Source organism: Bacillus sp. EB106-08-02-XG196, from assembly GCF_013396335.1.
Lineage (GTDB): Bacteria > Bacillota > Bacilli > Bacillales > Cytobacillaceae > Neobacillus.
Genome location: NZ_JABWSY010000002.1, coordinates 177,429 through 200,077 on the forward strand (window position 1 = coordinate 177,429; position 22,649 = coordinate 200,077).

29 protein-coding genes are annotated in these 22,649 nt (G+C 38.6%); 1 reads left to right on the top strand and 28 read right to left on the bottom strand.

The genetic code is table 11. The annotated features are described in order from the left end of the window. Positions 1–92: 92 nt before the first annotated feature. The 20 genes from recN to spoIIIAA all read right to left on the bottom strand — a co-directional run bounded on the left by recN (position 93) and on the right by spoIIIAA (position 17,059). On the bottom strand, positions 93–1,793 hold the full coding sequence (recN, locus tag MLOOGBEN_RS04405; protein ID WP_179157057.1) for a DNA repair protein RecN: 1,701 nt from the start codon (positions 1,791–1,793) through the stop codon (positions 93–95). A 14-nt stretch (positions 1,794–1,807) separates the two neighbouring features. Next, complete coding sequence (ahrC, locus tag MLOOGBEN_RS04410; RefSeq protein WP_179157058.1) at positions 1,808–2,257, bottom strand: transcriptional regulator AhrC/ArgR; 450 nt, start codon at positions 2,255–2,257, stop codon at positions 1,808–1,810. Positions 2,258–2,404: 147 nt separating this feature from the next. Continuing rightward, positions 2,405–3,244, bottom strand: coding sequence for a TlyA family RNA methyltransferase (locus MLOOGBEN_RS04415; protein ID WP_179157059.1), 840 nt, complete (start codon positions 3,242–3,244; stop codon positions 2,405–2,407). Positions 3,245–3,247: 3 nt separating this feature from the next. Continuing rightward, positions 3,248–5,140 carry a 1-deoxy-D-xylulose-5-phosphate synthase gene (dxs, locus tag MLOOGBEN_RS04420; RefSeq protein WP_179157060.1) on the bottom strand — a complete coding sequence of 631 codons (1,893 nt, stop codon included), beginning with the start codon at positions 5,138–5,140 and terminating at the stop codon, positions 3,248–3,250. 147 nt (positions 5,141–5,287) lie between these two features. Then, positions 5,288–6,181 (bottom strand): polyprenyl synthetase family protein, encoded by an 894-nt coding sequence (locus MLOOGBEN_RS04425; protein WP_179157061.1) that lies wholly within the window; start codon positions 6,179–6,181, stop codon positions 5,288–5,290. A gap of 3 nt (positions 6,182–6,184) precedes the next feature. After that, complete coding sequence (locus tag MLOOGBEN_RS04430) at positions 6,185–6,418, bottom strand: exodeoxyribonuclease VII small subunit (protein ID WP_179157062.1); 234 nt, start codon at positions 6,416–6,418, stop codon at positions 6,185–6,187. After that, on the bottom strand, positions 6,408–7,766 hold the full coding sequence (gene xseA / locus MLOOGBEN_RS04435) for an exodeoxyribonuclease VII large subunit (RefSeq protein ID WP_179157063.1): 1,359 nt from the start codon (positions 7,764–7,766) through the stop codon (positions 6,408–6,410). The genes MLOOGBEN_RS04430 and xseA overlap by 11 nt, the downstream gene beginning before the upstream one ends. Positions 7,767–7,779: 13 nt before the next feature. Continuing rightward, the gene (gene folD, locus MLOOGBEN_RS04440) at positions 7,780–8,634 is read right to left on the bottom strand and encodes a bifunctional methylenetetrahydrofolate dehydrogenase/methenyltetrahydrofolate cyclohydrolase FolD (RefSeq protein ID WP_179157064.1); all 855 of its coding nucleotides are present in this window, start codon (positions 8,632–8,634) and stop codon (positions 7,780–7,782) included. Between the two features lie 31 nt (positions 8,635–8,665). Beyond that, positions 8,666–9,064, bottom strand: coding sequence for a transcription antitermination factor NusB (nusB, locus tag MLOOGBEN_RS04445; RefSeq protein WP_179157065.1), 399 nt, complete (start codon positions 9,062–9,064; stop codon positions 8,666–8,668). A gap of 397 nt (positions 9,065–9,461) precedes the next feature. Then, positions 9,462–9,869: an Asp23/Gls24 family envelope stress response protein gene (locus tag MLOOGBEN_RS04450; RefSeq protein ID WP_179157066.1), complete on the bottom strand. Its 408-nt coding sequence runs from the start codon at positions 9,867–9,869 to the stop codon at positions 9,462–9,464. Positions 9,870–9,886: 17 nt separating this feature from the next. Then, positions 9,887–11,242, bottom strand: a complete 1,356-nt coding sequence (gene accC / locus MLOOGBEN_RS04455) for an acetyl-CoA carboxylase biotin carboxylase subunit (RefSeq protein ID WP_179157067.1) — start codon at positions 11,240–11,242, stop codon at positions 9,887–9,889. A 14-nt stretch (positions 11,243–11,256) separates the two neighbouring features. After that, entirely contained in the window at positions 11,257–11,769 is a 513-nt protein-coding gene (gene accB / locus MLOOGBEN_RS04460) for an acetyl-CoA carboxylase biotin carboxyl carrier protein (RefSeq protein WP_179157068.1), read from the bottom strand. A 131-nt stretch (positions 11,770–11,900) separates the two neighbouring features. Then, positions 11,901–12,461: a SpoIIIAH-like family protein gene (locus tag MLOOGBEN_RS04465; RefSeq protein ID WP_179157069.1), complete on the bottom strand. Its 561-nt coding sequence runs from the start codon at positions 12,459–12,461 to the stop codon at positions 11,901–11,903. A gap of 15 nt (positions 12,462–12,476) precedes the next feature. Further along, complete coding sequence (spoIIIAG, locus tag MLOOGBEN_RS04470; RefSeq protein WP_179157070.1) at positions 12,477–13,127, bottom strand: stage III sporulation protein AG; 651 nt, start codon at positions 13,125–13,127, stop codon at positions 12,477–12,479. Between the two features lie 4 nt (positions 13,128–13,131). Then, entirely contained in the window at positions 13,132–13,749 is a 618-nt protein-coding gene (spoIIIAF, locus tag MLOOGBEN_RS04475; RefSeq protein WP_179157071.1) for a stage III sporulation protein AF, read from the bottom strand. 11 nt (positions 13,750–13,760) lie between these two features. Next, positions 13,761–14,960, bottom strand: a complete 1,200-nt coding sequence (gene spoIIIAE / locus MLOOGBEN_RS04480) for a stage III sporulation protein AE (RefSeq protein ID WP_179157321.1) — start codon at positions 14,958–14,960, stop codon at positions 13,761–13,763. 38 nt (positions 14,961–14,998) lie between these two features. Further along, positions 14,999–15,388, bottom strand: a complete 390-nt coding sequence (gene spoIIIAD, locus MLOOGBEN_RS04485; RefSeq protein ID WP_095247152.1) for a stage III sporulation protein AD — start codon at positions 15,386–15,388, stop codon at positions 14,999–15,001. A gap of 16 nt (positions 15,389–15,404) precedes the next feature. After that, a complete protein-coding gene (gene spoIIIAC / locus MLOOGBEN_RS04490) occupies positions 15,405–15,608 on the bottom strand; it encodes a stage III sporulation protein AC (protein WP_007084610.1) in 204 nt (67 codons plus the stop codon). A gap of 11 nt (positions 15,609–15,619) precedes the next feature. After that, complete coding sequence (gene spoIIIAB / locus MLOOGBEN_RS04495; RefSeq protein WP_179157072.1) at positions 15,620–16,135, bottom strand: stage III sporulation protein SpoIIIAB; 516 nt, start codon at positions 16,133–16,135, stop codon at positions 15,620–15,622. Next, positions 16,136–17,059 (bottom strand): stage III sporulation protein AA, encoded by a 924-nt coding sequence (spoIIIAA, locus tag MLOOGBEN_RS04500; RefSeq protein ID WP_179157073.1) that lies wholly within the window; start codon positions 17,057–17,059, stop codon positions 16,136–16,138. 141 nt (positions 17,060–17,200) lie between these two features. Between spoIIIAA and MLOOGBEN_RS04505 the strand changes: the two genes are divergently transcribed. Further along, positions 17,201–17,875: an SIMPL domain-containing protein gene (locus tag MLOOGBEN_RS04505; RefSeq protein WP_179157074.1), complete on the top strand. Its 675-nt coding sequence runs from the start codon at positions 17,201–17,203 to the stop codon at positions 17,873–17,875. 49 nt (positions 17,876–17,924) lie between these two features. On the opposite strand, the gene MLOOGBEN_RS04510 is transcribed toward MLOOGBEN_RS04505, so the two are convergent. Genes MLOOGBEN_RS04510 through MLOOGBEN_RS04545 form a run of 8 tightly spaced genes read right to left on the bottom strand, consistent with a single transcriptional unit; the run spans position 17,925 to position 22,648 of the window. Then, positions 17,925–18,434: a TlpA family protein disulfide reductase gene (locus tag MLOOGBEN_RS04510; RefSeq protein ID WP_179157075.1), complete on the bottom strand. Its 510-nt coding sequence runs from the start codon at positions 18,432–18,434 to the stop codon at positions 17,925–17,927. Positions 18,435–18,456: 22 nt separating this feature from the next. Next, positions 18,457–18,582, bottom strand: a complete 126-nt coding sequence (locus tag MLOOGBEN_RS04515) for a CcmD family protein (RefSeq protein WP_095247147.1) — start codon at positions 18,580–18,582, stop codon at positions 18,457–18,459. Positions 18,583–18,595: 13 nt separating this feature from the next. Continuing rightward, positions 18,596–19,357 carry a cytochrome c biogenesis protein gene (locus MLOOGBEN_RS04520; RefSeq protein ID WP_179157076.1) on the bottom strand — a complete coding sequence of 254 codons (762 nt, stop codon included), beginning with the start codon at positions 19,355–19,357 and terminating at the stop codon, positions 18,596–18,598. Positions 19,358–19,360: 3 nt separating this feature from the next. Beyond that, entirely contained in the window at positions 19,361–20,035 is a 675-nt protein-coding gene (locus MLOOGBEN_RS04525) for a heme exporter protein CcmB (RefSeq protein WP_218781028.1), read from the bottom strand. Beyond that, complete coding sequence (locus MLOOGBEN_RS04530) at positions 20,035–20,739, bottom strand: ABC transporter ATP-binding protein (protein WP_179157077.1); 705 nt, start codon at positions 20,737–20,739, stop codon at positions 20,035–20,037. The genes MLOOGBEN_RS04525 and MLOOGBEN_RS04530 overlap by 1 nt, the downstream gene beginning before the upstream one ends. A gap of 23 nt (positions 20,740–20,762) precedes the next feature. Further along, positions 20,763–21,758 (bottom strand): hypothetical protein, encoded by a 996-nt coding sequence (locus MLOOGBEN_RS04535; protein ID WP_179157078.1) that lies wholly within the window; start codon positions 21,756–21,758, stop codon positions 20,763–20,765. Then, on the bottom strand, positions 21,755–22,132 hold the full coding sequence (locus tag MLOOGBEN_RS04540) for a hypothetical protein (RefSeq protein WP_179157079.1): 378 nt from the start codon (positions 22,130–22,132) through the stop codon (positions 21,755–21,757). The genes MLOOGBEN_RS04535 and MLOOGBEN_RS04540 overlap by 4 nt, the downstream gene beginning before the upstream one ends. Before the next feature lie 12 nt (positions 22,133–22,144). Beyond that, positions 22,145–22,648: a cytochrome c-type biogenesis protein CcmH gene (locus MLOOGBEN_RS04545; RefSeq protein ID WP_179157080.1), complete on the bottom strand. Its 504-nt coding sequence runs from the start codon at positions 22,646–22,648 to the stop codon at positions 22,145–22,147. Position 22,649 lies beyond the last annotated feature (1 nt).

Here is a 22,649-nt window from a genome sequence, read left to right on the forward strand (position 1 = left end):
GCTTCTGTTTCACTCTACATCGAAATGGCTACATCTTTAATTTTGCCTCCATCAGCAGCATTTATAACCTGTGACAACATAAAAAAGCTCCCCTAATTGGGAAGCTTTTCAATTTTTTTATTTTCAGATGCTAAAAATAACAATTCTTCAGCATGTTTTTTCGTTAAATCGGTAATTTCAACACCTGAAATCATTCTGCCAATTTCCCTTATTTTTTCTTCCATACAAAGTGGACTGACCGAAGTTTTGGTTCGCCCGCCTTTTGTCACTTTGGAAATAAACAAATGAGTATCTGCCATTGCAGCCACTTGCGGCAAATGAGAAATACATAATACCTGTGAATCGACAGCTACATTATAAATTTTTTCAGCTATCGATTGTGCAACCCTGCCGCTGACACCAGTATCCACCTCATCAAAAATAATAGAAGTAACTCCTTGGTGTTTCGAAAAAATGCTTTTAAGTGCTAGCATTATCCTCGATAGTTCACCGCCAGAGGCAATTTTTGATAATGGCTTTAAAGGCTCACCGGGGTTGGTTGAAATAAAATACTCCACGTGATCCACACCGTTTTTTGTAAAATGTGGCAAGACGGATTCAAAGCGGATTTCAAAGACTGTTTTTGCCATGTATAGTTCTTTTAACTCATTATGAATTAGTTTTGTCAACTTTCCAGCCCAGCGTTTTCGGAGCTCGGTCAGCTGTTTGGCTTCTAGACTTAAATCCTTTTTGATGGAGGCTAGTTGTTTCTCTAATTGCCCTATATGTGTTTCTTTATTTTGTAATGTTTCTATTTCTTCTTCAATTTTCGCTGCATATTCTAAAATTTCTTCAATTGTTTTTCCATATTTCCGTTTTAACTGATTAATTTCATTTAATCTTTCTTCGATTTCATTTAACCGCTGTGGATCATATTCTAATTCATCTAGTTCATTTCTCAATGTGCGGGAAGCATCCTCTAGTTGGTAAAAGCTATTCATGACGGATTCATATAATTCTTTATAAGCGGAATCCAATGCTTGAGCGTCTTCAAGCTGTCCCATTACCAAACTAATCCAATCCAGCCCCTTTTGTTCTCCTGTAAGGGCATTATAACTGGATTGAATTACATCAAAAACACGTTCAAAATTCACAAGCTTTCTTTTTTCTTCAAAGAGCTGCTCATCTTCATTCAGCTTTAAATTTGCATTTTGAATCTCGTCAAATTGAAATTGAATTAAATCTAATCGATGTGCTGTTTTTTGCTCATTCTCACTCAAAGACTTTAGTTTATGAAAAGTTTGTTCATAGCGATGAAACACTTCTTGGTATTCTGCCTGGGAACGAGATATTTCCTCAAACCCAAATTGGTCAAGTAAGAGAAGATGCCTGCTCTCATCCATTAAATCTTGGTGTTCATGCTGACTATGTATATCAACTAAGGTCGAACCCACTTCCCGGAGAGTGGAAATGGTCACGAGCTTACCATTGATTCTACAAACACTTTTGCCAGTCCGGGAAATATCTCTTCGTAATACGACCATACCTTCTTCAATTTCAATTCCAAACTCAAATGCTTTTGAAAATACCGGATGGTGGTCATCTATTTGAAATAGCCCCTCAATTTCTGCCTTATCTTCCCCATGTCTAACAAACTCAGCAGAGCCTCTGCCTCCTACCAGCAGATGAATGGCGTCAATAATAATTGACTTTCCTGCACCCGTTTCTCCAGTTAATACAGTCAAGCCCTTGTCAAACGAAATGGAAAGGGCCTCAATAATGGCAAAGTTCTTAATCGATAATTCTGATAACATGGTGCTCCCCCCAATTACAGCATGTCAAGGAACCGATTTGTGATTGTCTCTGTATCTTCAGGTGTACGACAGATGAGTAAAATCGTATCGTCCCCACAAATGGTTCCTAAGATTTCTTCCCAGTCAAGGTTATCAAGTAATGCACCGATTGCCATAGCATTTCCTGGCAGACATTTCATTACAAGTAAATGTCCAGCAGAATCTATACGAACAAATGCATCCATTAACGATCTTTTTAATTTTTGCAATGGATTAAAGCGTTGATCTGCTGGAAGGCTGTATTTGTATCTGCCATCTAACAATGGGACTTTAACCAAGTGCAGTTCTTTAATATCCCTTGAAACCGTTGCTTGTGTTACATTAAACCCAGCACTTTTTAACTCATCAACCAGTTCATCTTGTGTTTCAATATCATTATTGGTGATAATTTCTCTAATTTTTATATGACGTTGACCTTTATTCAAATCATTCACCCCGTAATCATCAGAACATTTGAGTATTTTGTACAAAAATGTCGCTTATACCAATATGTTAGCCCATTTTGCCTAGGATGTACAATGATTATTCAAGAGAAAAACTTGTCAAATCAAAAAGGAAGGATAAGCATATGCTCATCCTTCTATATCTTGTTTCGATTTAAATTCTAGATGGGAGTCTTTCACTATTTGTGAAGGCTCAAAAGGTAATTGATTTTGACCATTATCTTGCTCCCCTACCCACCTGAGGTGAAGGAGAAACTCAATATTCCCGTCTCCTCCTGTGATAGGAGAAAAGGATAAATTAACCGCATTAAATCCTTGTTCAAGTGCAAAATTTACAATTTTATTAACAACCTGTAAATGTACTTTTTCATCGCGAACGATACCTTTTTTTCCCACCTGCTCACGGCCTGCTTCGAATTGCGGTTTGACGAGCGCAACAATATCACTGTCAGGGACAAGAAGTGTTTTTAAAACAGGTAAGATTAACTTTAAGGAAATAAAAGAAACATCGATGGTTGCAAAATTGGGCATTTCTCCTGATAAATCTTGCGGTGTTACATATCGAAAATTGGTTCTTTCCATAACCACTACACGGTCATCCTGCCGCAGCTTCCATGCAAGCTGATTATATCCTACATCCAAGGCATAGGACATTTTGGCACCATTTTGCAGAGCACAGTCAGTAAAACCTCCCGTAGAAGCACCAATGTCGAGCATAATTTTATCCTTGACTGTCACATCAAAGACCTTTAACGCTTTCTCTAGCTTAAGACCGCCGCGACTTACATAGGGGAGCACATTTCCTTTTATCATAAGCGGGATATCTACTTTAACTTTTTCTCCAGGTTTATCTAAACGCTCCTCGTTTGTATAAACCAGTCCCGCCATAATGGAACGCTTTGCCTTCTCCCGAGTTTCAGCTAAACCTCTTTCAACTAATAAAACATCTAAACGCTCTTTGTTCTTCATTCGTTATGCCCTTTGTTGTTTTTTTCGCGCAAGTATAGTCATTCTTTTAACAACCTCAGAAGTAGTCATCCCTATTTCCTCTAGCAGTGAATTAACATCACCATGCTCAATAAATTGGTCTGGTATCCCCATTCGGTCAATTGCTTGATGATAAAAACCTTGATCATGTGCGTATTCTAAAACATTGCTTCCAAATCCGCCTTGAAGAATCGCTTCTTCAATGGTTAGAATAGGTGTATTCTTTGAGAATAACTGATTGAGCATTTTTTCATCTAATGGCTTTATGAAACGCGCATTCACTACTTTTATTGAAATTCCTTGTTTTTCTAGAACTTCTGCTGCTTCCATTGCCATTGGGATTGTGGTACCAAAGGTTAAGATAGCACCGTCTTCGCCTTCCTTTAAAACCTCCCAGGTGCCAATTGGAATGCTCTTGAACTTTTCATCCATTGGAACACCTAAACCATTTCCTCGAGGGAATCTCATCGCAATTGGACCATCATCATAATTTAGAGCCGTATAAACCATATGCTGCCCTTCATTTTCATCTTTAGGCATCATTAATACCATATTAGGTACATGTCTTAAAAAGGCAATATCAAATACGCCCTGATGGGTTTCACCATCTGCTCCTACTAACCCAGCCCGATCAATTCCAATGAAAACATTTAGATTCTGACGGCAAATGTCATGAACAACTTGATCATATGCCCGTTGTAAAAATGTCGAATAGATGGCTAAAAATGGCTTCATATGTTGGGTGGCTAATCCAGCAGCTACCGTAGCAGCATGTTGTTCAGCTATTCCAACATCGTACATTCTCTCTGGGAATTCACTAGCAAAGCCCTCAAGCTTAGACCCAACAGGCATTGCAGGGGTAATTGCCACAATTCGCTCATCCTCGCGTGCAAGCTTACGAACTGTTTCACTAACTAGGCTGCTCCATGCCGGTGGTGCCTTATCAGACTTAACAAAGGCACCTGTATCCATCTTATATGGTCCTGTTCCATGCCATGTACCTTTTGTATCACTTTCAGCTGGATGGAAACCTTTTCCTTTTTTCGTAATCACATGGAGAAGGACTGGCCCTTCCGTTTTTTTGGCATAGCGGAAATTTTCAAATAATGCTTCAAAATCATGCCCATCTACTGGACCTAAGTACGTAAAGCCCATTTCCTCAAAAAACATGCCTGAAACAAATAAATATTTTAAGCTGTCTTTAACACGTTCGGCAGTTGCTGCGAGTTTTCCACCAACAGCCGGAACCTTTTTTAAGAATAATTCTAACTCGTCTTTAACCCACTGATATTTACCAGCAGTGCGTAATTGACCAAGGATATTATGAAGAGCACCAACATTAGGAGCAATTGACATTTCATTGTCGTTCAGGATGACGATCATATTCTTCTTTTCATGACCAATATGGTTTAATGCTTCTAATGCCATTCCACCTGTTAACGCACCATCACCAATAATCGGCACAATAAAGGAGCTCTCTTTTTTCAAGTCTCTTGCTATGACCATTCCCATCGCCGCAGAAAGAGATGTCGAGCTATGTCCTGTTTCCCATACATCATGCTCACTTTCAATTCTTTTCGGAAAGCCGCACAGTCCTTTATATTGACGCAATGTATCAAATTCGCCAGCCCTGCCTGTCAGTATTTTATGAACATAGGACTGATGTCCTACATCCCAAATAAATTTGTCTTTGGGGCTGTCAAAACATTTATGTAAAGCAATTGTTAATTCGACAACACCTAAATTCGGTCCAATATGGCCTCCAGTTACAGACAGCTTTTCAATCAAGAATTTGCGTACCTCTTGACTTAAAGCCTCTAATTCTTGATTTGACATCCCTTTTAAAAAGGAAGGGTCTTTTATTGATAACAGATCCATTTTAGGACCACTCACTTTCATACTTTTTCTTTCAGTCTACTATTTAAAAATAGCCGCTAACACTATTAGTGGTAACGGCATTAACAACGTTTTCTACATTGACAACAATTATAACACAATTACTTTGTTGTTCAAATACCAGTTATATTAGTGGTCTCTAGATGCCACAAGGTCTGCAATTTCACTAAGCAGATTGATAGTAAGTCCAGTCTTTTCTAAGTATTGTTTGGACAAATCTAATTGCTTTTGTAACTCTTCTTTCGCACCCTCCATCGTTAACAGCTGTGGATAGGTACTCTTATTATTAGTGGTGTCACTTCCAACAGGTTTACCTAGTAACTCTGGATTGCCTTCTAAGTCTAAAATGTCATCCTGTATTTGAAATGCAAGCCCAAGATGATGGGCAAAAGAAGAAAGGTTCTCAAGTTGCTCGTGGTTTGCCCCACCTAACAATGCACCTGCAATGACACTAAATCTTAAGAGTCTTCCTGTTTTATGTATATGTATATACTCAAGCTCTTCAATGGTTAGAGTTTTTCCCTCTCCTTCCATATCCGCCACTTGACCGCCAACCATTCCTTCACTGCCTGCAGCTTTGGCCATTTCGGTTACCAATCGGAGTTTCGTCTCACTCGAAGCATTTTCGTTTGGAATCTGGCCAATTACCTCGAAGCTTAAGGTTAATAAGGCATCTCCAGCTAGTATAGCGATTGCATCGCCAAACACTTTGTGATTCGTTGGCTTCCCTCTTCTAAGGTCATCATTATCCATACTTGGCAAGTCATCGTGGATTAATGAATAAGTATGAATCATTTCTATTGCTGAAGCTGCTAACAGCCCAAGTTTAGGGTCTTTTCCAAAAGCAGCAATGGTTGCAAATACTAATAAAGGACGAATTCTTTTACCGCCTGCTTCAAGGGAATAATGCATGGCTTCTTTAATAATAGGAGGTGCTTTCAGCTTTTGCACCAAGGTTCGAAGCTCTGATTCAAGCAGTTGTTTATGTTCTTGTGTAAAAGCATCTAGAACTTTAGTACTCAAAGCCTATTCCTCCTCTTCTATCTTGAAGTTTTGTTTCCGTCCGTCCTCCGTAATAATCTGTGTTAATTGTTCTTCAACACTTTTAAGCTTATCATGACAAAGCTTAGATAGTTCCATCCCTTCTTTATAAAAGACAATTGCCTCTTCTAAAGGGACATCTCCTTCTTCAAGCTTATCCACAATTTGCTCAAGCTTATTCATTGCTTCCTCAAAGGAAATCTTTTGTTCATTCGTCACGGTTTTCGCTCTCCTTTATGTTCTGTACATTACAGAGAAGGCTGCCATCTGATAATTGAATCTGAAGTGGTTCGTTCTCTTTAACTTGTTTAATACTTTTTATTAATTCATTTTCAGTAGAATAGACGAGGCTGTATCCACGTTCCATTATTTTTAACGGACTTAAGGCTTGAAGGGTTGAAATAACCTTATCGAATTCTGTTTGTTTCTTTAAGAGAATTTTCTCCATTGCCCTCCCGATATCTTTTTGTGAGCGGTCAAACCTGCCCGCTGCATCGAGTAAAGCTACCCTTGGATGGTTTCGCATCAGACGATTATGAACCGTTTGATGCTGTGACCTTTTTACATCTGACAATCGAGAAGCGCCGCGAACAAGCAGTTCTGTTAATTTATCTACCTGCTCAAGCTTCTGTTCGTAAAGACGCTGTGGATACCGAAAAGCATAGGATTTTTGTACTCTGTCTAACCGTTGCTTCTCATATCGGTATAGGCTATTCATAGACTGGAGCATACGGGTTTTCCGCTGCAGCAGTCTTTCCATTAATTCCTCGATATGAGGTACAGCTAACTCAGCTGCTGCAGTCGGCGTTGGCGCACGCATATCTGCAACAAAATCTGCAATGGTAAAATCTGTTTCATGTCCAACAGCAGAAATGATTGGGAGTACAGATTGAAATATCGCTCTAGCGACCAATTCCTCATTAAAAGCCCATAATTCTTCAATTGAGCCGCCGCCACGCCCAACTATAAGTACATCAAGGTCATCCAGCTTATTTGCCTTCTCAATAGCTTTAGCGATAGAAGGAGCGGCATTTTCACCTTGTACGAGTGCTGGTAATACTAGAATATTCGCAATCGGATAACGTCTTTTTATCGTGGTGATAATATCTCTTATTGCAGCTCCTGTTGGGGAGGTAATGACGCCTACCGTCTTAGGATAGCTTGGAATAGACTTCTTACGTTCTATCGAAAATAAACCTTCCGCTTCAAGTCTTTTTCTTAACTGTTCATAGGCTAAAAATAACTCCCCAATCCCATCTGGCTGCATTTCCTTTATATATATTTGATATTGACCGCTTGGTTCATAGACAGAAATATCTCCTTTCACAACCACCTTCATGCCGTTTTCTGGCGAAAACTTCATTGTCCGTGATTGGCTGGAGAACATGACAGCCAAAATCCGTGCTTTTTCATCCTTTAAGGTAAAGTACATATGCCCGCTCGAATGTTGTTTAAAGTTTGATATTTCACCTCTAACATGGACATCCTGCAAATGGGGATCAGCATCAAATTTTCTTTTTATGTATTTTGTTAATGCCAATACAGATAAATACTTTTTTTCCTCCATTACGAACTCCTTTTTAGGACTGCAGCGTATTTTTTGCTGATTTAAGAGTGTTATACATAAGCATCGTAATGGTCATTGGACCTACTCCCTTTGGAACTGGAGTAATATAACCGGCTTTTTCTACAACTTCGTTAAAATCAACATCCCCGCAAAGCTTTCCAGCTTCATTTCTGTTTATCCCTACATCAATAATGACTGCACCTTCTTTTACATGATTGGCTTTAATAAAATTAGCAATACCAACTGCCGCAACAAGTATATCAGCCTGTGATGTTTGAGCCTGTAAATCCTTTGTCCTTGAATGACAGTAGGTTACAGTTGCATGCTGGTTAAGAAATAATTGACCAACTGGCTTTCCAACAATATTACTTCTCCCTACAACTACTACATGTTTGCCAGCAACAGATATACCAGTCTCCTCTAAGAGCACCATGATTCCAAAAGGGGTACACGGTAAGAAAGCATCTTGACCAGTCATCATTCGTCCAATGTTAATGGGATGGAATCCGTCGACATCTTTTAATGGTGAGATTGCTTCAATTACTTTAATTTCATCAATATGCTTTGGCAGTGGCAGTTGAACAAGAATTCCGTGGATTGCGGGGTCTCCATTCAATTCCTCGATTTTTAACAGAAGTTCTTCCTGGGAAGTCTCTTCCGGTAACTCAATTAGTACAGAGTGCATACCAAGGTCTTGACAAGTTTTTTCTTTATTTGTTACATATGTTCTGGACGCATGATTATTTCCAACGAGAATGACAGCAAGTCCAGGTGTAACTCCTTGTTCTTTTAATTTACGGACTTCCTCAGCAATTTCTACTTTTTTCTTTGCGGCTATTTCCTTACCATCAATAATTGTTGCAGTCATAATGTTTCCCCTCCTGTAATTGGCAATTTATTTATTCGCTAATCAGCTGCTGTTTCACCTTAGATAGTACACCATTAATAAATCGGCTGGATTGTTCGTCGCCGTAGATTTTAGCAATTTCTATTGCTTCATCTAAAATAACATTTTCAGGTGTTTCATTTCTGAAATATTTTAATTCATAGACGGCTAACCTTAATAAGTTTCTGTCTACGGTTGCTAAACGGTCCATCGTCCATTTTTCAAGGTTTACTACGATTAATGGATCAATTTCATTTTTATTTTCAACCACTCCTAACACAAGCTTAGTTAGGTAGTCATCTCCTGACTCCCCTTCCAAAACATGTTCAATTGCAGAAGCTGGCTCTGTATTGCTTACATCGATTTGAAAAAGAGCTTGTAACGCCTTTTCCCTTGCAGTTCTTCTTTTCATTATACAGTTAACTCCTTTAGAGATAATAATTAATTTTTGTCTAATTTCATACAACAATTGCATGATATTGTTTTGCACATAAAAAGATAATAGCATAACTAAAATCGATTCGCACTGTAATACCTTATTTTTACCTAGAAGCAGTATACTAATAACCGTAAAAAAAGAAAAAAACCAAAGGATTTTCTCCTTTGGTTTTAGCTGTGTTTAACTAGTCTGTTGATTTTCGTTCCAGTCACTTCGCGCACCTTAGGGCGGTCCGGGGAGCCTCCTCGGCGCTTTAGCGCCTGCGGGGTCTCCCCCTGCCCCGTCCTCCCGCAGGAGTCTTCGTGCCTGGAACGAAATCAACGAGTTAACTAAACCAACAATTAACTGTAACACAGCCTTTATAAAATCATTAAATCTCTTCTTCTACTTCTGGTTCTGGTTTTTGGGTTTCGAATGAGATACCAACGACGTGTATGTTTACTGCTTCTGCCTCTAGGGCTGTCATGTTGAGCAATGCTTGTCGGATGTTATCTTGTATTTTCCCTGCTACAGTTGGAATAGAGACCCCAAATTTCATTAAGCAGTATACGTCAACTGTGATTCCATCTTCTGATAATTCCACCTTAACACCTTTACCGTGGTTTTTCTTCCCTAGCCGTTCAACTACACCTGTCGCAAAGTTCCCACGCATTTGTGCAACTCCCTCGACCTCGGAAGCAGCAATACCTGCAATGACTTCAATGACTTCTGGTGCAATTTCAACTTTACCGTGGCCACTGTTACCTTGATTCATTTCCAGTACATTATATTCGCTCATAAAGTACACCCCCAGATTTAGATAGACTTCATCACATCATGTAACTCTAGAAACTTCGTATTGAACTGTCCCTCTACGAAACTTTCATGCTCAAGCAATTTTAAATGGAATGGTATGGTAGTATGGACACCCTCAATCACAAATTCACTTAACGCACGTTTCATTCGTGAAATTGCTTCTTCCCTGCTATTACCGTATGTGATGACCTTTGCAATCATAGAATCATAATAAGGTGGAATCGTATAGCCTGGGTATGCAGCTGAATCAATTCGAACACCAAAACCACCAGGAGGCAGGTACATATTTATTTTTCCTGCTGAAGGCATGAAGTTCTTTTCAGGGTTCTCTGCATTGATTCGGCATTCAATTGCCCAGCCAGTAAACGTAACATCCTGCTGCTTTACCGTTAATTTTTCTCCCGAAGCAACGCGGATTTGCTCCTTAATAAGATCAATACCTGTAACCATTTCAGTAACTGGGTGCTCCACCTGTATCCTAGTATTCATTTCCATGAAGTAAAATTTACGATTGCGGTAGTCATATATAAATTCTACCGTTCCCGCGCCTGAATAATCAACTGCTTTTGCCGCTTTTACTGCTGCATTTCCCATTTCTTCACGAATTTCCCCATCTAATGCTGGTGAAGGAGTCTCTTCTAAAAGTTTTTGCAGCCTCCGTTGAATCGTACAGTCCCTTTCTCCTAAATGGACAGTATTTCCATAGGAGTCTGCTAGAACTTGTATTTCAACATGACGGAAATCCTCAATATACTTTTCTATGTATACTCCAGGATTACCAAACGCAGTCAGAGCCTCTTGCTGTGTAATATTAATACCCTTAACGAGTTCCTGTTCATTTTTTGCAACACGGATACCTTTACCGCCTCCGCCGGCAGTTGCTTTGATGATTACAGGGTATTGTATTCTTTTAACAAGCTCAAGTGCTTCATCAATATCATTTATGATTCCCGTTGAACCTGGTACAATTGGAACCCCTGCTTTACGCATGGTTTCCCTTGCAATATCTTTCGTTCCCATTTTGGTAATCGCCTCGGGACTAGGTCCCACGAAGGTAATATTACATTCACGGCAAAGATCAGCGAAATCTGCGTTTTCAGCTAGAAAACCATATCCAGGGTGGATGGCGTCACAAGCTGTTAGTTTTGCCACACTAATTAAATTTGTCACATTTAAATAACTATCTTTTGATAATGTCGGTCCTATGCAATAGGCTTCGTCTGCAAGCTGTACATGCAACGCTTCACGGTCTGCCTCGGAGAAAACGGCAACAGATTCAATGCCCATTTCCCTGCAGGCACGAATAATTCTGACAGCTATTTCTCCTCTATTTGCAATTAACAGTTTCTTTATCATCCTGTTATCGCTCCTTATTCTGGCTTTACTAAAAATAATGGCTGCCCATATTCTACTAATTGACCATTCTTCACTAGAACTTCAACGATTTCGCCATTAACTTCAGCTTCAATTTCATTAAATAATTTCATTGCTTCGACAATACATACAATAGAATCCTTGGTAACACCTGAACCTGCTTTTACATATACATCTGCTTCTGGTGTTGGTGAGGCATAAAAAGTCCCTACCATTGGGGAAGTGATTTTGTGTAAATTTGATGTATCAGCTGGAGTCGCTGCAAAATTATTTGCTGCTTCCTGCTTTTCTTCTTGCACAAGTGCTGCAGAAACTGCAGCTGGTGCTGCTGGTTGAATTACAGGAACAGCCTCAACTGATGCTTGTGGTACTGATTGTACCGTTGTTACTTTTGTTTCAGTGTTCTTTTTCATTTTTATTTTGGAACCTTCATTTTCATATACGAATTCATCAATGCTGGATTGGTCAACTAATTTAATTAATTCACGAATTTCTTGTACTTTTAACAATCTAAACACTCCTTGTCCTGCTAGATTAATACTAACTACTAATACTATACGCTAATACCTTGTTGAAGTTCAATATTCTTCTTTTCAATCCTTAAAAAAAGGAAAGCCGACGGCTTTCCTTTTTGTTTGGTTTATTTAGTTGGCTGGAATTCTACAGCTACAAAGTTTGTTTCACCAATTTCTTTTTTAACCATTTGTATAATCGCATTTGCTTCTGATTTTGAAGATTCTTTTTTAGACTTTACAATAATTTTAACCGTTGAACCATCTGCTCTCACTAATGCGTCTTCATAATCCATGGCTTTAATTAATGTTTCAAGCATTTCTTCCTTTTGAGCAATTTCACTTAATTTTTTCATTTGGTCAACCGCTTCACTTCTTTGGTCAGCAGGAAGATCAGTGGTTGCCACAACAGTGTTTAATTGTTCCTTTAATTCGCTGCGCTCATCTTGAAGCTCCAAACGAAGTGCTTCAAATTCTTCGTCACCAGCAACCTGAGAAATAACGGTGTCGCCATCCTTAACTTCCGTTTCAGTATCTGTTTTCGTTTCTTTTTGATCAGCTTTCTCTTCTTGCTTCACTGCTGCAAGTTCATTGCTCTTTTGTTCAGGAGATGTGATGTAGTAAACGGATAATACAACCACCAAACTTAACATTGTTAATAACCAAACTGTTTGTTTTTTCAATAGCATTTATAAATCCCCCTTTTATTTTTTAGGCATTACGGCAACGCGATGGCTAGGTACATCAAGCGCTCTTGTTACTGCCTCAATAATCCACTTTTTGACTTGAATATTTTCTGCACCCTTAGCTACTACTAATACGCCGCGAATGGCTGGTTTTTGATATTCAACTACAATCGGTACCTCTTTCTCACCTTCACGAATAATGACTAATTGCTCATCCGTGGAGGTATCCTGAACCTTCCGTTCTCCACCCTCGTTGTCTTTTTCCTCTGTTGTTTGAGATTTTGTTACTTTGTTTTTCTCAAGCACCTTTTTGTCAGTTGAATCAATATTCACCACTACCATTACATCGTCTACACCCAGCATTTCTTCCAGTGCCTTCTTTAGCTGTTTCTCATATTCTTCTTCGTAACCAGAAATTGTTTTATTATTAGAATCTTTCTTTAGGCTAAAAGCCTCAACCTCTGACGTTTCTGACTGGCTCGTAGTTACTGCCTTACTGTCAAGTGGAGCAGATTTATCCGAGAACAGGACATTACCAACAATCATAAAGGCTGCACCGATACATAGTACCAGAATCATATATTGATATTTCCCAGACTTTTTATCAGAAGGTTCACCCTTTGAGACTAGGTTTTTAAGCCATGAAAATGGTCCCTTATTATTTTCCATTCTGCTATTTCATCCCCCCTTCAACCGAGACTTCAATTACTTTATCGGTTACATTCCATTGTTGCGAAAGAAATGCGGCGATTTTTTCTGATTCCTCTGTTTGATCTTTAGATGGAAGAGGCGTTCCCGTATCAATGCTTACTGGTTGTACGGCTTCGACTTTTGTAACTTTTGATTCAGGCTGCTTTAGGCGAACTGTAACCATTTCAAGATTTTCAGGGAATGATTCTTGACTATCATCCTGGGTTGTGAGTTCTATTTTTGCGATTTCCAAACCAAATTGTTCCATCAACTCCTCTTCTACTCCCTTTTCAAGCTGGGCAGCCATTGTTTCTAAAATATATGCATGATTAGAGGCTTGTATTTCTTTTTTCTGCAATTCTATTAAATTTTCCATATTTTTTTCTCCTGGACTCTGGAAAGAGGGAATCTGAGCCATCGCAGTTTCAAAATCCTTAGAGATTAACTTAAAAATAGGCGTAAGGATTATGGCTATTAGCAGAAGCCCCGTAACCATTTTTGTATATTTTTGCATACTTGTATTTGGAAGCAGCATATCAATAACGGTTGCCAAGAGGATAAAAAGAATAATATTCGTTACCCATTCTATTAAAAATTCCATAACGTTCTCCCCTATCTCATCATCATCGTTAGATTCCCTGCTGCGACAATAACTGTAATACTTAAAAAAAACATGAGAGAGACGATGCCGAGTGCAGCAAAAACATAAATAACGCTTTTACTAATAATATCTAAGCATTTAATAACGGGTCCCCCGCCTAGTGGCTGTAAAATAGCAGCCGCAATTTTATAAATAAACGCGATCATTAGGATTTTAATAGCCGGGAAAGCAACTATGATGAGCAGGATGCCGACACCCGCTATTCCAACAGAATTCTTCAACAATCCAGAGGCGCTTACTACTGTGTCTGCCGCATCAGTAAAGATTCTGCCAATGACAGGAATAAAGTTACCAGTCACAAATTTTGCCGTACGGATGGCAACTCCATCTGTTATCGCTGTAGACGCACCCTGGACTGAAATAACTCCAAGGAAAACAGTCAAGAAAAGCCCCATTAAGCCAATACTCCAATTCCTAAGCAGCTGTGCAAGCTGCGTCACCTTATATTGGTCAGACATCGTACTCACAATACTCAATAGAGTGGCTAAAAAAAGCAGCGGAAGGATGACATACTGCATGAACATCCCGCTGATATTCATTAAGAACAAAATAACAGGATGGAAGAAAGCTGCTGAGATGATTCCGCCCGATGATGCAATCAAGGCTAACAAAAGCGGTATAAGTGCCAGCACGAAGGAAATCATGCTCCCAATTGCCTCATTGGTATACTCAATTACGATATGAAAACTATTTAACGCAATAATTACCAGGACCATATAGACAATGGAATAGGCAACTTTACTAATCGTGCTGCTTTCAAACGCATTCTGCATAGATTGGAGAAACATACTGAATATCGTAAGAAGGATTAAAGAACCAAGTAATTTTCCATTTATAACAAATTCGTGAAATAGGAATTTTAAAACTCCTTGTGTCCACTCCTTGAAGGAGAATTTCTTATCTCCTTTTACAAAATCATACAAACTTCCTTTCTGACTTTCTGGGAGGAAGCCGCCGTATTTACTTTGAATATCCTCCCAATATTGTTTAAGCTCTGTTAAATCCATTGTTTTAAGCTGTGCGTCTACTAAATCCTGTGGCGAAAGAGGTGTGGAGGCATCATTCACTTCTTCGTTAGCTTGTACACTTGTTGAAGTAAAAAACATAAATAATAGAATAATAATGGGAATAATCTGCAGCCTTTGCTTCATCATTTTTCACCTCTTGTATTCAAACGAAAATGAACTTTCTAACTGGGAATTAGCTTAATTATGGTTTCAATCATGACCGTTAAAATTGGGATTGCCATCGCAAGAATTAACACTTTTCCAGCAAGTTCGATTTTTGAAGCTACTGCACCCTGACCTGCGTCCTTTGTAATTTGAGAGGCAAACTCCGCAATATAGGCAATTCCAATAATCTTTAGTATGGTTTCTACGTAAACTAAATTGACATTTGCATTCACTGCCAGCTTTTCAAGCATATGAATAATTTCGTAGATTTTATCAACTAAAAACAAAAAAATGCTGCAGCCTACAAATACAATTAACAGGAAGGCGAAATTAGGTTTTTGCTCTTTTATTATTAAAGCAAGGAAGGTTGCGACAAGAGCCACGCCAACTATTTTAATAATCTCAATGGCAAAGCCCTCCTTTCTATTGGAACAAGAATACAGATTTTATTTTCTGGAAGAGATCATCCACAATTGAAGCGACTTGAAACAAAATGTAAATAAAGCCGAATAAAGTAACCCACTGGGCATATTCCTTTTTCCCAACCTGGTCAAGAACTGTGTGCAAAAATGCAACGACTATTCCCACCCCGGCTATTTTAAAAATAATATCCACTTCTAAACCCATTGCTTTTCCCCCTAAATTAATAAAATAATCAGTAATAATCCTGAAAAGAACCCTAAACTCTTTACCATCTTTTCGTATTTTGCTTGGTTTTCAACTGCGTCCGCTTCTTCTCTTTCGAGATGGGAAAGAGTTAGCATAATATGTTTTTGCTGGGAAAAGCGATCATGCCGACCCAGGGTTTCCCCAAATTGTTTCATAATCTCAAATTCACCTTGTTTGAAAGCAGTCTGCTTCCAAACCTCCTTCAAGCTGTCTTCCCAGGCATCCTTTACTGTTGTTTCCGTATCTGTGAGTTTCTTTGCAAAACCTTCAAAGAAGGATGATAATGGCTTTGATAATTGTGCTGCCAATCGCCTCGCAGCCTCATGCAAAGGTGTATGACCATACATGATTTCAGCTTCAAGTGATTGAAGAGCAGATCTTAATTGCCTAAGCTGTCTCGGACGTTCACTTAAATGTTTGGCAACTTCAAATCCTGTCCAAGTAGTAGCAAGAATAATAAAAATGGCACCAATTATTTTAACCATTTACGTCACTCTCACTTTTTGACTGAGTTCTTTTCCATTACCATCCAAAATATGTGTAATTGTTCCTGGTCCGTGAGCCCTACTTAGGACAATAAATCGCTGGAAGATGTTTTGGTCTATAATAGACTTTAGTGAAGGTCTATTTTTCGCTTCTTCTAGGCTTGTGCCATGAGTGGTCATGATTAGTTTTATGCCAGCATGAACAGCTTCTTGAATGGCTTCGGCGTCCTCTATTCGACCAATCTCATCTACAACCAGCACGTCGGGACTCATTGAACGAATCATCATCATCATCCCCTCGGCTTTCGGGCAGGCATCGAGCACGTCTAACCGGTGCCCGAACGTCATTTGAGGGATTCCCTGTACACATCCCGCTATTTCCGAGCGTTCATCAACAATTCCTACCTTATATGCATGTATCCCTTTTTCTTGGTTTCCAGATGAAATAATTCTAGCGATATCCCGTAACAATGTTGTTTTTCCGGTTTGTGGAGGACCAACAATCATCGTATGCATCCATGAATGATTGAAAATAAAGGGGGTAATTTTCTCTGCAATACCTATCTTTTCCTTGGCAATCCGGATGTTAAAAGAAGCAATATCCCTTATCGCCTTTACCTTTCCTTCTTCAAGGATGACCTTTCCTGCGAGTCCAATTCTATGCCCGCCTGAAACCGTTATATACCCCCGTTTCAACTCTTCCTCAAGTGTATAAATCGAGAATTGGCTGATTTTATTCAATAAGTGGAAAGCATCTTCTTGCCGAATAATGTACGATAGAAACATTGGAGCTCCTTTCATCGTAATTTCTATTGGGCGGTCGATACGAATTCTGATTTCTTCCAATTCTTCTTTTTGACTAGGAGGGATTTTACTGATTTGATCTGCAATGTTTTTTGGTAAGAATTTTAGGATCGTTTCCACATTTCTTCCTCCTTGCGGGTTGCTTGTCTCATTATTTAAAATGTATGCCTTTCGATGCGCAATATGACTAGATTGCTAGGAATACTTCATAAAGTAAAACGTAATTTATGTAGTAAGGAATATTATTGAGGGGGAAAATTCATGTACATTCAGCATCCTGGAGACCGGAATACACTATCTCAAAGGAACAACATAATAAAAGTGAAGGGTGAAGGAGAAATTGCCGTACAGCCAGATACAGCCTCCGTTAATTTAGGAGTAGTAACTGAAAGTAAAGAACTAATTGGTGCTCAGCAGCAGAATTCAATTGTTGGAAACAAGGTGATTGATTCTCTCATTGCTTTAGGTATTGATAGAAATCAAATACAAACGTTTGATTATCGAATTGAACCCAACTATGACTATGACCAAGGAAAACAAATATTTCGAGGATATAAAGTAACTCATATCTTGGAGGTAAAAATCGATGATTTATCTATTATAGGAAATGTAGTAGATACTGCGGTTCAGAACGGAGCAAATTATGTTGCTAATGTTCAATTTACAACGAGATACAAGGATTCTTATTACCAACAAGCACTTGTCATGGCTTTAAACAATGCAAGCAGCAAAGCAACAACCATAGCCAATACCTTAAGAGTCACACTCAATCCCACGCCCATTCTTGTGACAGAAGGCACAGACGTTATTCAGCCCTTTGAGAGCCAACATGTTGCGTTTGCAAAAGGAGTCAGTTCAACACAAATTCTACCGGGACAACTTCTAATTAAAGCAAGTGTTTCAGCTGATTTTAAATATCATCCTATAAGTGGATAAAAAAAGGATTGAATCACTGTAAAAGTGGTTCAATCCTTTTTTTAAACTATTATTGATCGTACTTCTTTACCATTCCATATAATTGGGCTGATGTAACCGGACCATTGTAATGCTCTCTTACTACTCCTTGTCTATCGATGACAAATGTTTCTGGCTGCCCTGTTACATTATACTTTTTTGCAATTTTGGAATTGTAGTCAAACACATAAACGGCAGGCGTGTTATATTTTTCTAGGAACTTTTTCACTCGGTCCATTGTTTCGCCTTTGTTAATCATAATTAATCGGTATTTATCGCCGTAATCCCTTGCAAATGCCTCAAGTTCTGGAGCTTCATCCACACACGGTTTACACCATGATGCAAAATAATTTAAGATGATTATTTCGCCTTTGTAATCAGAGAGCTTCGTATTGGTTCCATCTAAATTTGGGAGTTCGAAATTATAGGCTTGGTCACCAACATCGGTATTGTCACCTTTACTAGCCAAACTATATCCAAAAAAGCCAAACATTCCAATTAATAGAAACAATACGAGTAAGTTTATGACTCGTCTGCTCATCATGCTTCCTCCTAACAACCCCTTATTTATCTAGTTGTTTTAAAAACTCAATATCTTTTTTCAGGCTGCTATGACGCTTTCCAATAAGAAGCATATAACCAAAAATAACTAACCAAACAACTGAATAGGCTCCATACATGAATTCCATAATAAAATTCCTCCTAGTTTTCTAATTTCTCACGTAATTTTTCTTTGTACTGGTCAACTTTAATTTTCATATTTTCAAAAGAAACACCCTTATGAAGAAGGTAGGCATAAAGGAAAGTAAAAGCAGTAATCGTAACTAATAAAGCAACGAGCATACTTGGTGCTATTCCGCCGCCTTGTTGTGATGGACCATCTCCGAATACGATTGGGTGGAATTTAGATTGCCACCAGCGAATCGCAAAGAATACGATTGGAACATCAGCAAATCCGATAATTCCAAATACTGCAGCTAATCTAGCTTTTTTATCCCAAACTCCATCCATCTGACGAACCATCAAGTATGCTACAAAAAGGAAGAATAGGATTAGTGTTGTGGTTAGGCGTGGTTCCCAAGCCCACCATGTATTCCATGAAGACTTTGCCCATATAGGTCCTGTCGTTAGAACAATGATTGTAAATACAACACCAATTTCAGCAGATACATAGGCGTATGTATCATAAATCCGTTTGCGTTTTATTAAAAATAGAATACTAAAGACAAATGTTACAAAGAAAGCTAAAAAAGCTACCCATGCTGATGGAACATGCATATAAAATATCTTTTGTACGGCTCCCATTGTCTTTTCTATTTCTGCATAAAGGAAAATAAAGTAGAATGCCGCCAACATCGTAGCTACCATTCCACCATATAATATTTTGGTAACCAGCGAACTTTTTATCGGTGCCAAATCTGTTATAGGAAGAGGCGCCTTTTCTCTTTCAAGATTCATACTCATCTATTAAACCTCCAGAACGTACTCAATTAGTAAAAAGCATAGTACAAAGAAAATTACATCATAGGCTGCGACCAATTGCAGCCAAGCAATAGCACTTGGTAATTTCTCCATATTAGTAAGAATAATTTTTGTTGCTTGGGTAACACCAATTAATACCGGGCTTGTCATTGGGAAGAGCAAAAGCGGTAATAACATCTCACTGCTCTTAGAATTGGAAGCTAATGCGGCCAAGAAAGTTCCAATTGCAATGAATCCAAAGCTCCCAACAAACAACACTAAAATAAAATATAAAATACTGCCATTTACTTTAAAATCAAATAGTAGAAATAGGAAGGGAACCGCGACAATTTCTACTATTAAAATCATCGAGAAGTTTGCCATGAATTTGCCTAAATAAATACTAGAGGCTTCCATTGGTGCAACTAATAAACCATGCATTGTATCATTTCGCTGCTCAGATATTAACGAGCGATTAAGGCCTAAAATTCCCGAAAATACAATGATGATCCAAACAGCACCTGGAATCACTGCTTTTGTCGTATTGTTTGCTGGATCAAAAGCAAAGCTTAGGACTAAGATGACTAACCCAGCAAAAATAATCATCGTACCCAAAACTTGTTTTGTTCTGAGTTCAGAATAGATATCTTTTTTGGCAATTGTGAGGGCTGCTCTAAACATTACGATACTCCCTCCACTAATGCCTGGTATTTTTCAGAAACTAAGCCTAATGATTTATTATTAATGCTAAAATCATCAGCTATCTTTCCGTTCTTCACAATAATAATTCGATCACAGATTTCAGCTGCTTGTTTGAAATCGTGAGTAACCATTAATGTCGTACATCCCTTTTCTTTCATGGAAAGAACAACATGATTTAGAATCGTAATCGCACCTTGGTCCAATCCAGTATGCGGTTCGTCAAGAAGCATGATTTTCGGATCATGGATAATGGCCCTTGCTATTGCAATTCTTTGGATCATCCCACGGGAGAAATTCTTTACTGGTTCATTAATGAAGAATGACAAGCCTACTTCTTTTACCAATTGTCTTGCTCTATTTTCAACGTCCTTGACACCATATAACTCACCGAAAAACAGTAAATTTTCTAGCGGTGTGTAATGATCGTACAGCAAGCTGGAATGCGGTAAGTATCCAAACAGTTTTTTCACTTCTATATGATCCTTTTTAAGATCCAATCCGTTAATCTTTACAAGGCCTGATGAAGGCTTTATTAATGTTGCCAGCACTTTTAAAAGTGTACTCTTTCCCGCTCCATTTGGACCAAGAATAGCAACTGTTTCACCTTGTTTGATTGATAGGTCAACACCTCGAAGAATTAACTTATTGTCGGCTTGCTTTGTAAGCTTCTTTATTTCAATCATCAAGTATCCCTCGCATTCCGACGTTACTCTACAAATTGGCGTAAATTCATCTTAACTTGTACTAAATGCTGCTTATATGCAGAAAGTTTGGCTTGATAATCCTCTTCTGACATATTTCCATCATCGAAATTTTCTTCTAATTCAAGGATTTTATCCATAATCGCCTTTTGCTTTGCCATTAAATTCTTAAATGCATTTTCTTCTTTGTCAGCACCAAGTCTCTTCTCTTCTGCTCTTGCTTTCATTCTAAAGTAAGCAAAATAGGACAACACTGCGATAATAATGGCAGCCATTACAATTAAGAACACATGTGGGTCCCAACTGCGCAGCGGAGATTGTGACCACATGCGAAGATGACCAGGATTATGGAAGGCGGGTGCTGTTTTTGTTACATTTCCACTAGTTTCACTTACACCTTGTTCTGTAGTACCTTGAGCTGCACTTGCTGATGGCTGTTTATCTTTGTTATAAATCATTGTAAAGGCTTGTTTTGCTTGGATGCCTTCAACACTGTATCCCTGATAATTTTGATCATCCATCTTGAATAGCCCTTGATTGGTAGCAGTAATGTTCTTAAATTCAATACTACCCATTCCCTCAGGAACAAGAATTTGCATCATCTGAACAGGATAGTCGAAGTTCAGGTTAATTTCCTCGCCCTTTGCGATTCTGTAGCTGTATGGCAAAACAACGGTCTGATTGGCTGGGATAGGATCTGTTGTAATGAATCCTGTATCAACCTGTTTTTGAGCAATTTTGTTATCTAAAAAGGTAAATCCAGTTGCTCCTGTCGGAATAGTGACATTCAGTACTGCTTCACCCTTGCCGTCACCTTTAACTTCCTCTGATGAAGTATTGGTATAGTTCACCATATTCATCATATTAGTTGAACCATCTTCTGCAGGGCTGACGACTAGGTAATGCATATCAACGGATATCGCTGATTCCCCTGCTGCCATTCCATTTAATGGAATCAGCAGCAGCAGTCCGAGGAGGAAAACGGTGACTTTCTTAATCACTTTCCTCCCCCCTTATTATTTTTATGACTCTTCATTGTCGCTTCAATTTCACTTTCTATTTCAGCCATTAAATCCTTGTCAACGGATTGAGATGTTATTTGCTCTTCTTCTTCCTTCATAATGCTGACTACTTGGGATTCATATTGCTTCTTAAGATTTTTGTAATCTGCGTGTGAAATTTTATCCATCTTGTATTCAAACTCTAGTTCATTCAGTGTGGATAAAAGCACTTCTTTATTGGAAGCAGAATCCTGACCCATATTCGCAAAACTTAAATACGAATTCCAAGAAAAGAAGGGTGCAAGAACGAGAAATAAACAAATGAGCACAAGGGCTGCTGTAAATACCATTGAAATGATCGAGATTTCTTGCATTATGTTCACATCCTAAAGATACTTTTTGCGTTCTTCTTCAATCATAGACGAGAGGATTTCTTCTTCCACCTCATCCTTTACCTTTTCGTTGTCTAGGGTTAATTCATCCGTTCCTTTTTTCTTCACCCATTTACGAATGATGAAGAATATCGCTGCCCCCGCAATGGCTAACGCTGCAAAAGGCATTATCCAAGCAACTAAACTAAACCCGCTTTTTTCTGGGGCTGTTAAAATTTCTTCACCGTAAATATTGACGTAGTATTCACGAATTTTGTCTTTATCCCAGCCCTTATTCATCATTTCAACGATGTCTTCCTTAAAACCAATTGTGAGATTACAAGTCTTAGGATCGCATTCAAAATGGTCTTGACCACAGCCGCAGGTGCACATGAATTGAGACGCAGCTGCTTCGAATTCCTTCGATTTGTAGTCGAACTCTTTTGCTCCTGCTTGAAAGGTTGTAGCCTGAAAAATAAAGGCAATTAGAAGGAGTCCAATATAAATTTTATTTTTCACA

Coding starts and splice junctions, on each gene's coding strand:
- recN (WP_179157057.1), bottom strand. CDS start 1,793: ATGTTATCAGAATTATCGATTAAGAACTTTGCCATTATTGAGGCCCTT.
- MLOOGBEN_RS04415 (WP_179157059.1), bottom strand. CDS start 3,244: ATGAAGAACAAAGAGCGTTTAGATGTTTTATTAGTTGAAAGAGGTTTA.
- dxs (WP_179157060.1), bottom strand. CDS start 5,140: ATGGATCTGTTATCAATAAAAGACCCTTCCTTTTTAAAAGGGATGTCA.
- xseA (WP_179157063.1), bottom strand. CDS start 7,766: ATGGAGGAAAAAAAGTATTTATCTGTATTGGCATTAACAAAATACATA.
- folD (WP_179157064.1), bottom strand. CDS start 8,634: ATGACTGCAACAATTATTGATGGTAAGGAAATAGCCGCAAAGAAAAAA.
- nusB (WP_179157065.1), bottom strand. CDS start 9,064: ATGAAAAGAAGAACTGCAAGGGAAAAGGCGTTACAAGCTCTTTTTCAA.
- MLOOGBEN_RS04450 (WP_179157066.1), bottom strand. CDS start 9,869: ATGAGCGAATATAATGTACTGGAAATGAATCAAGGTAACAGTGGCCAC.
- accC (WP_179157067.1), bottom strand. CDS start 11,242: ATGATAAAGAAACTGTTAATTGCAAATAGAGGAGAAATAGCTGTCAGA.
- MLOOGBEN_RS04465 (WP_179157069.1), bottom strand. CDS start 12,461: ATGCTATTGAAAAAACAAACAGTTTGGTTATTAACAATGTTAAGTTTG.
- spoIIIAG (WP_179157070.1), bottom strand. CDS start 13,127: ATGGAAAATAATAAGGGACCATTTTCATGGCTTAAAAACCTAGTCTCA.
- spoIIIAF (WP_179157071.1), bottom strand. CDS start 13,749: ATGGAATTTTTAATAGAATGGGTAACGAATATTATTCTTTTTATCCTC.
- spoIIIAE (WP_179157321.1), bottom strand. CDS start 14,960: ATGAAGCAAAGGCTGCAGATTATTCCCATTATTATTCTATTATTTATG.
- spoIIIAC (WP_007084610.1), bottom strand. CDS start 15,608: ATGGGTTTAGAAGTGGATATTATTTTTAAAATAGCCGGGGTGGGAATA.
- spoIIIAB (WP_179157072.1), bottom strand. CDS start 16,135: ATGGTTAAAATAATTGGTGCCATTTTTATTATTCTTGCTACTACTTGG.
- MLOOGBEN_RS04505 (WP_179157074.1), top strand. CDS start 17,201: ATGTACATTCAGCATCCTGGAGACCGGAATACACTATCTCAAAGGAAC.
- MLOOGBEN_RS04510 (WP_179157075.1), bottom strand. CDS start 18,434: ATGAGCAGACGAGTCATAAACTTACTCGTATTGTTTCTATTAATTGGA.
- MLOOGBEN_RS04515 (WP_095247147.1), bottom strand. CDS start 18,582: ATGGAATTCATGTATGGAGCCTATTCAGTTGTTTGGTTAGTTATTTTT.
- MLOOGBEN_RS04520 (WP_179157076.1), bottom strand. CDS start 19,357: ATGAGTATGAATCTTGAAAGAGAAAAGGCGCCTCTTCCTATAACAGAT.
- MLOOGBEN_RS04525 (WP_218781028.1), bottom strand. CDS start 20,035: ATGTTTAGAGCAGCCCTCACAATTGCCAAAAAAGATATCTATTCTGAA.
- MLOOGBEN_RS04530 (WP_179157077.1), bottom strand. CDS start 20,739: ATGATTGAAATAAAGAAGCTTACAAAGCAAGCCGACAATAAGTTAATT.
- MLOOGBEN_RS04540 (WP_179157079.1), bottom strand. CDS start 22,132: ATGCAAGAAATCTCGATCATTTCAATGGTATTTACAGCAGCCCTTGTG.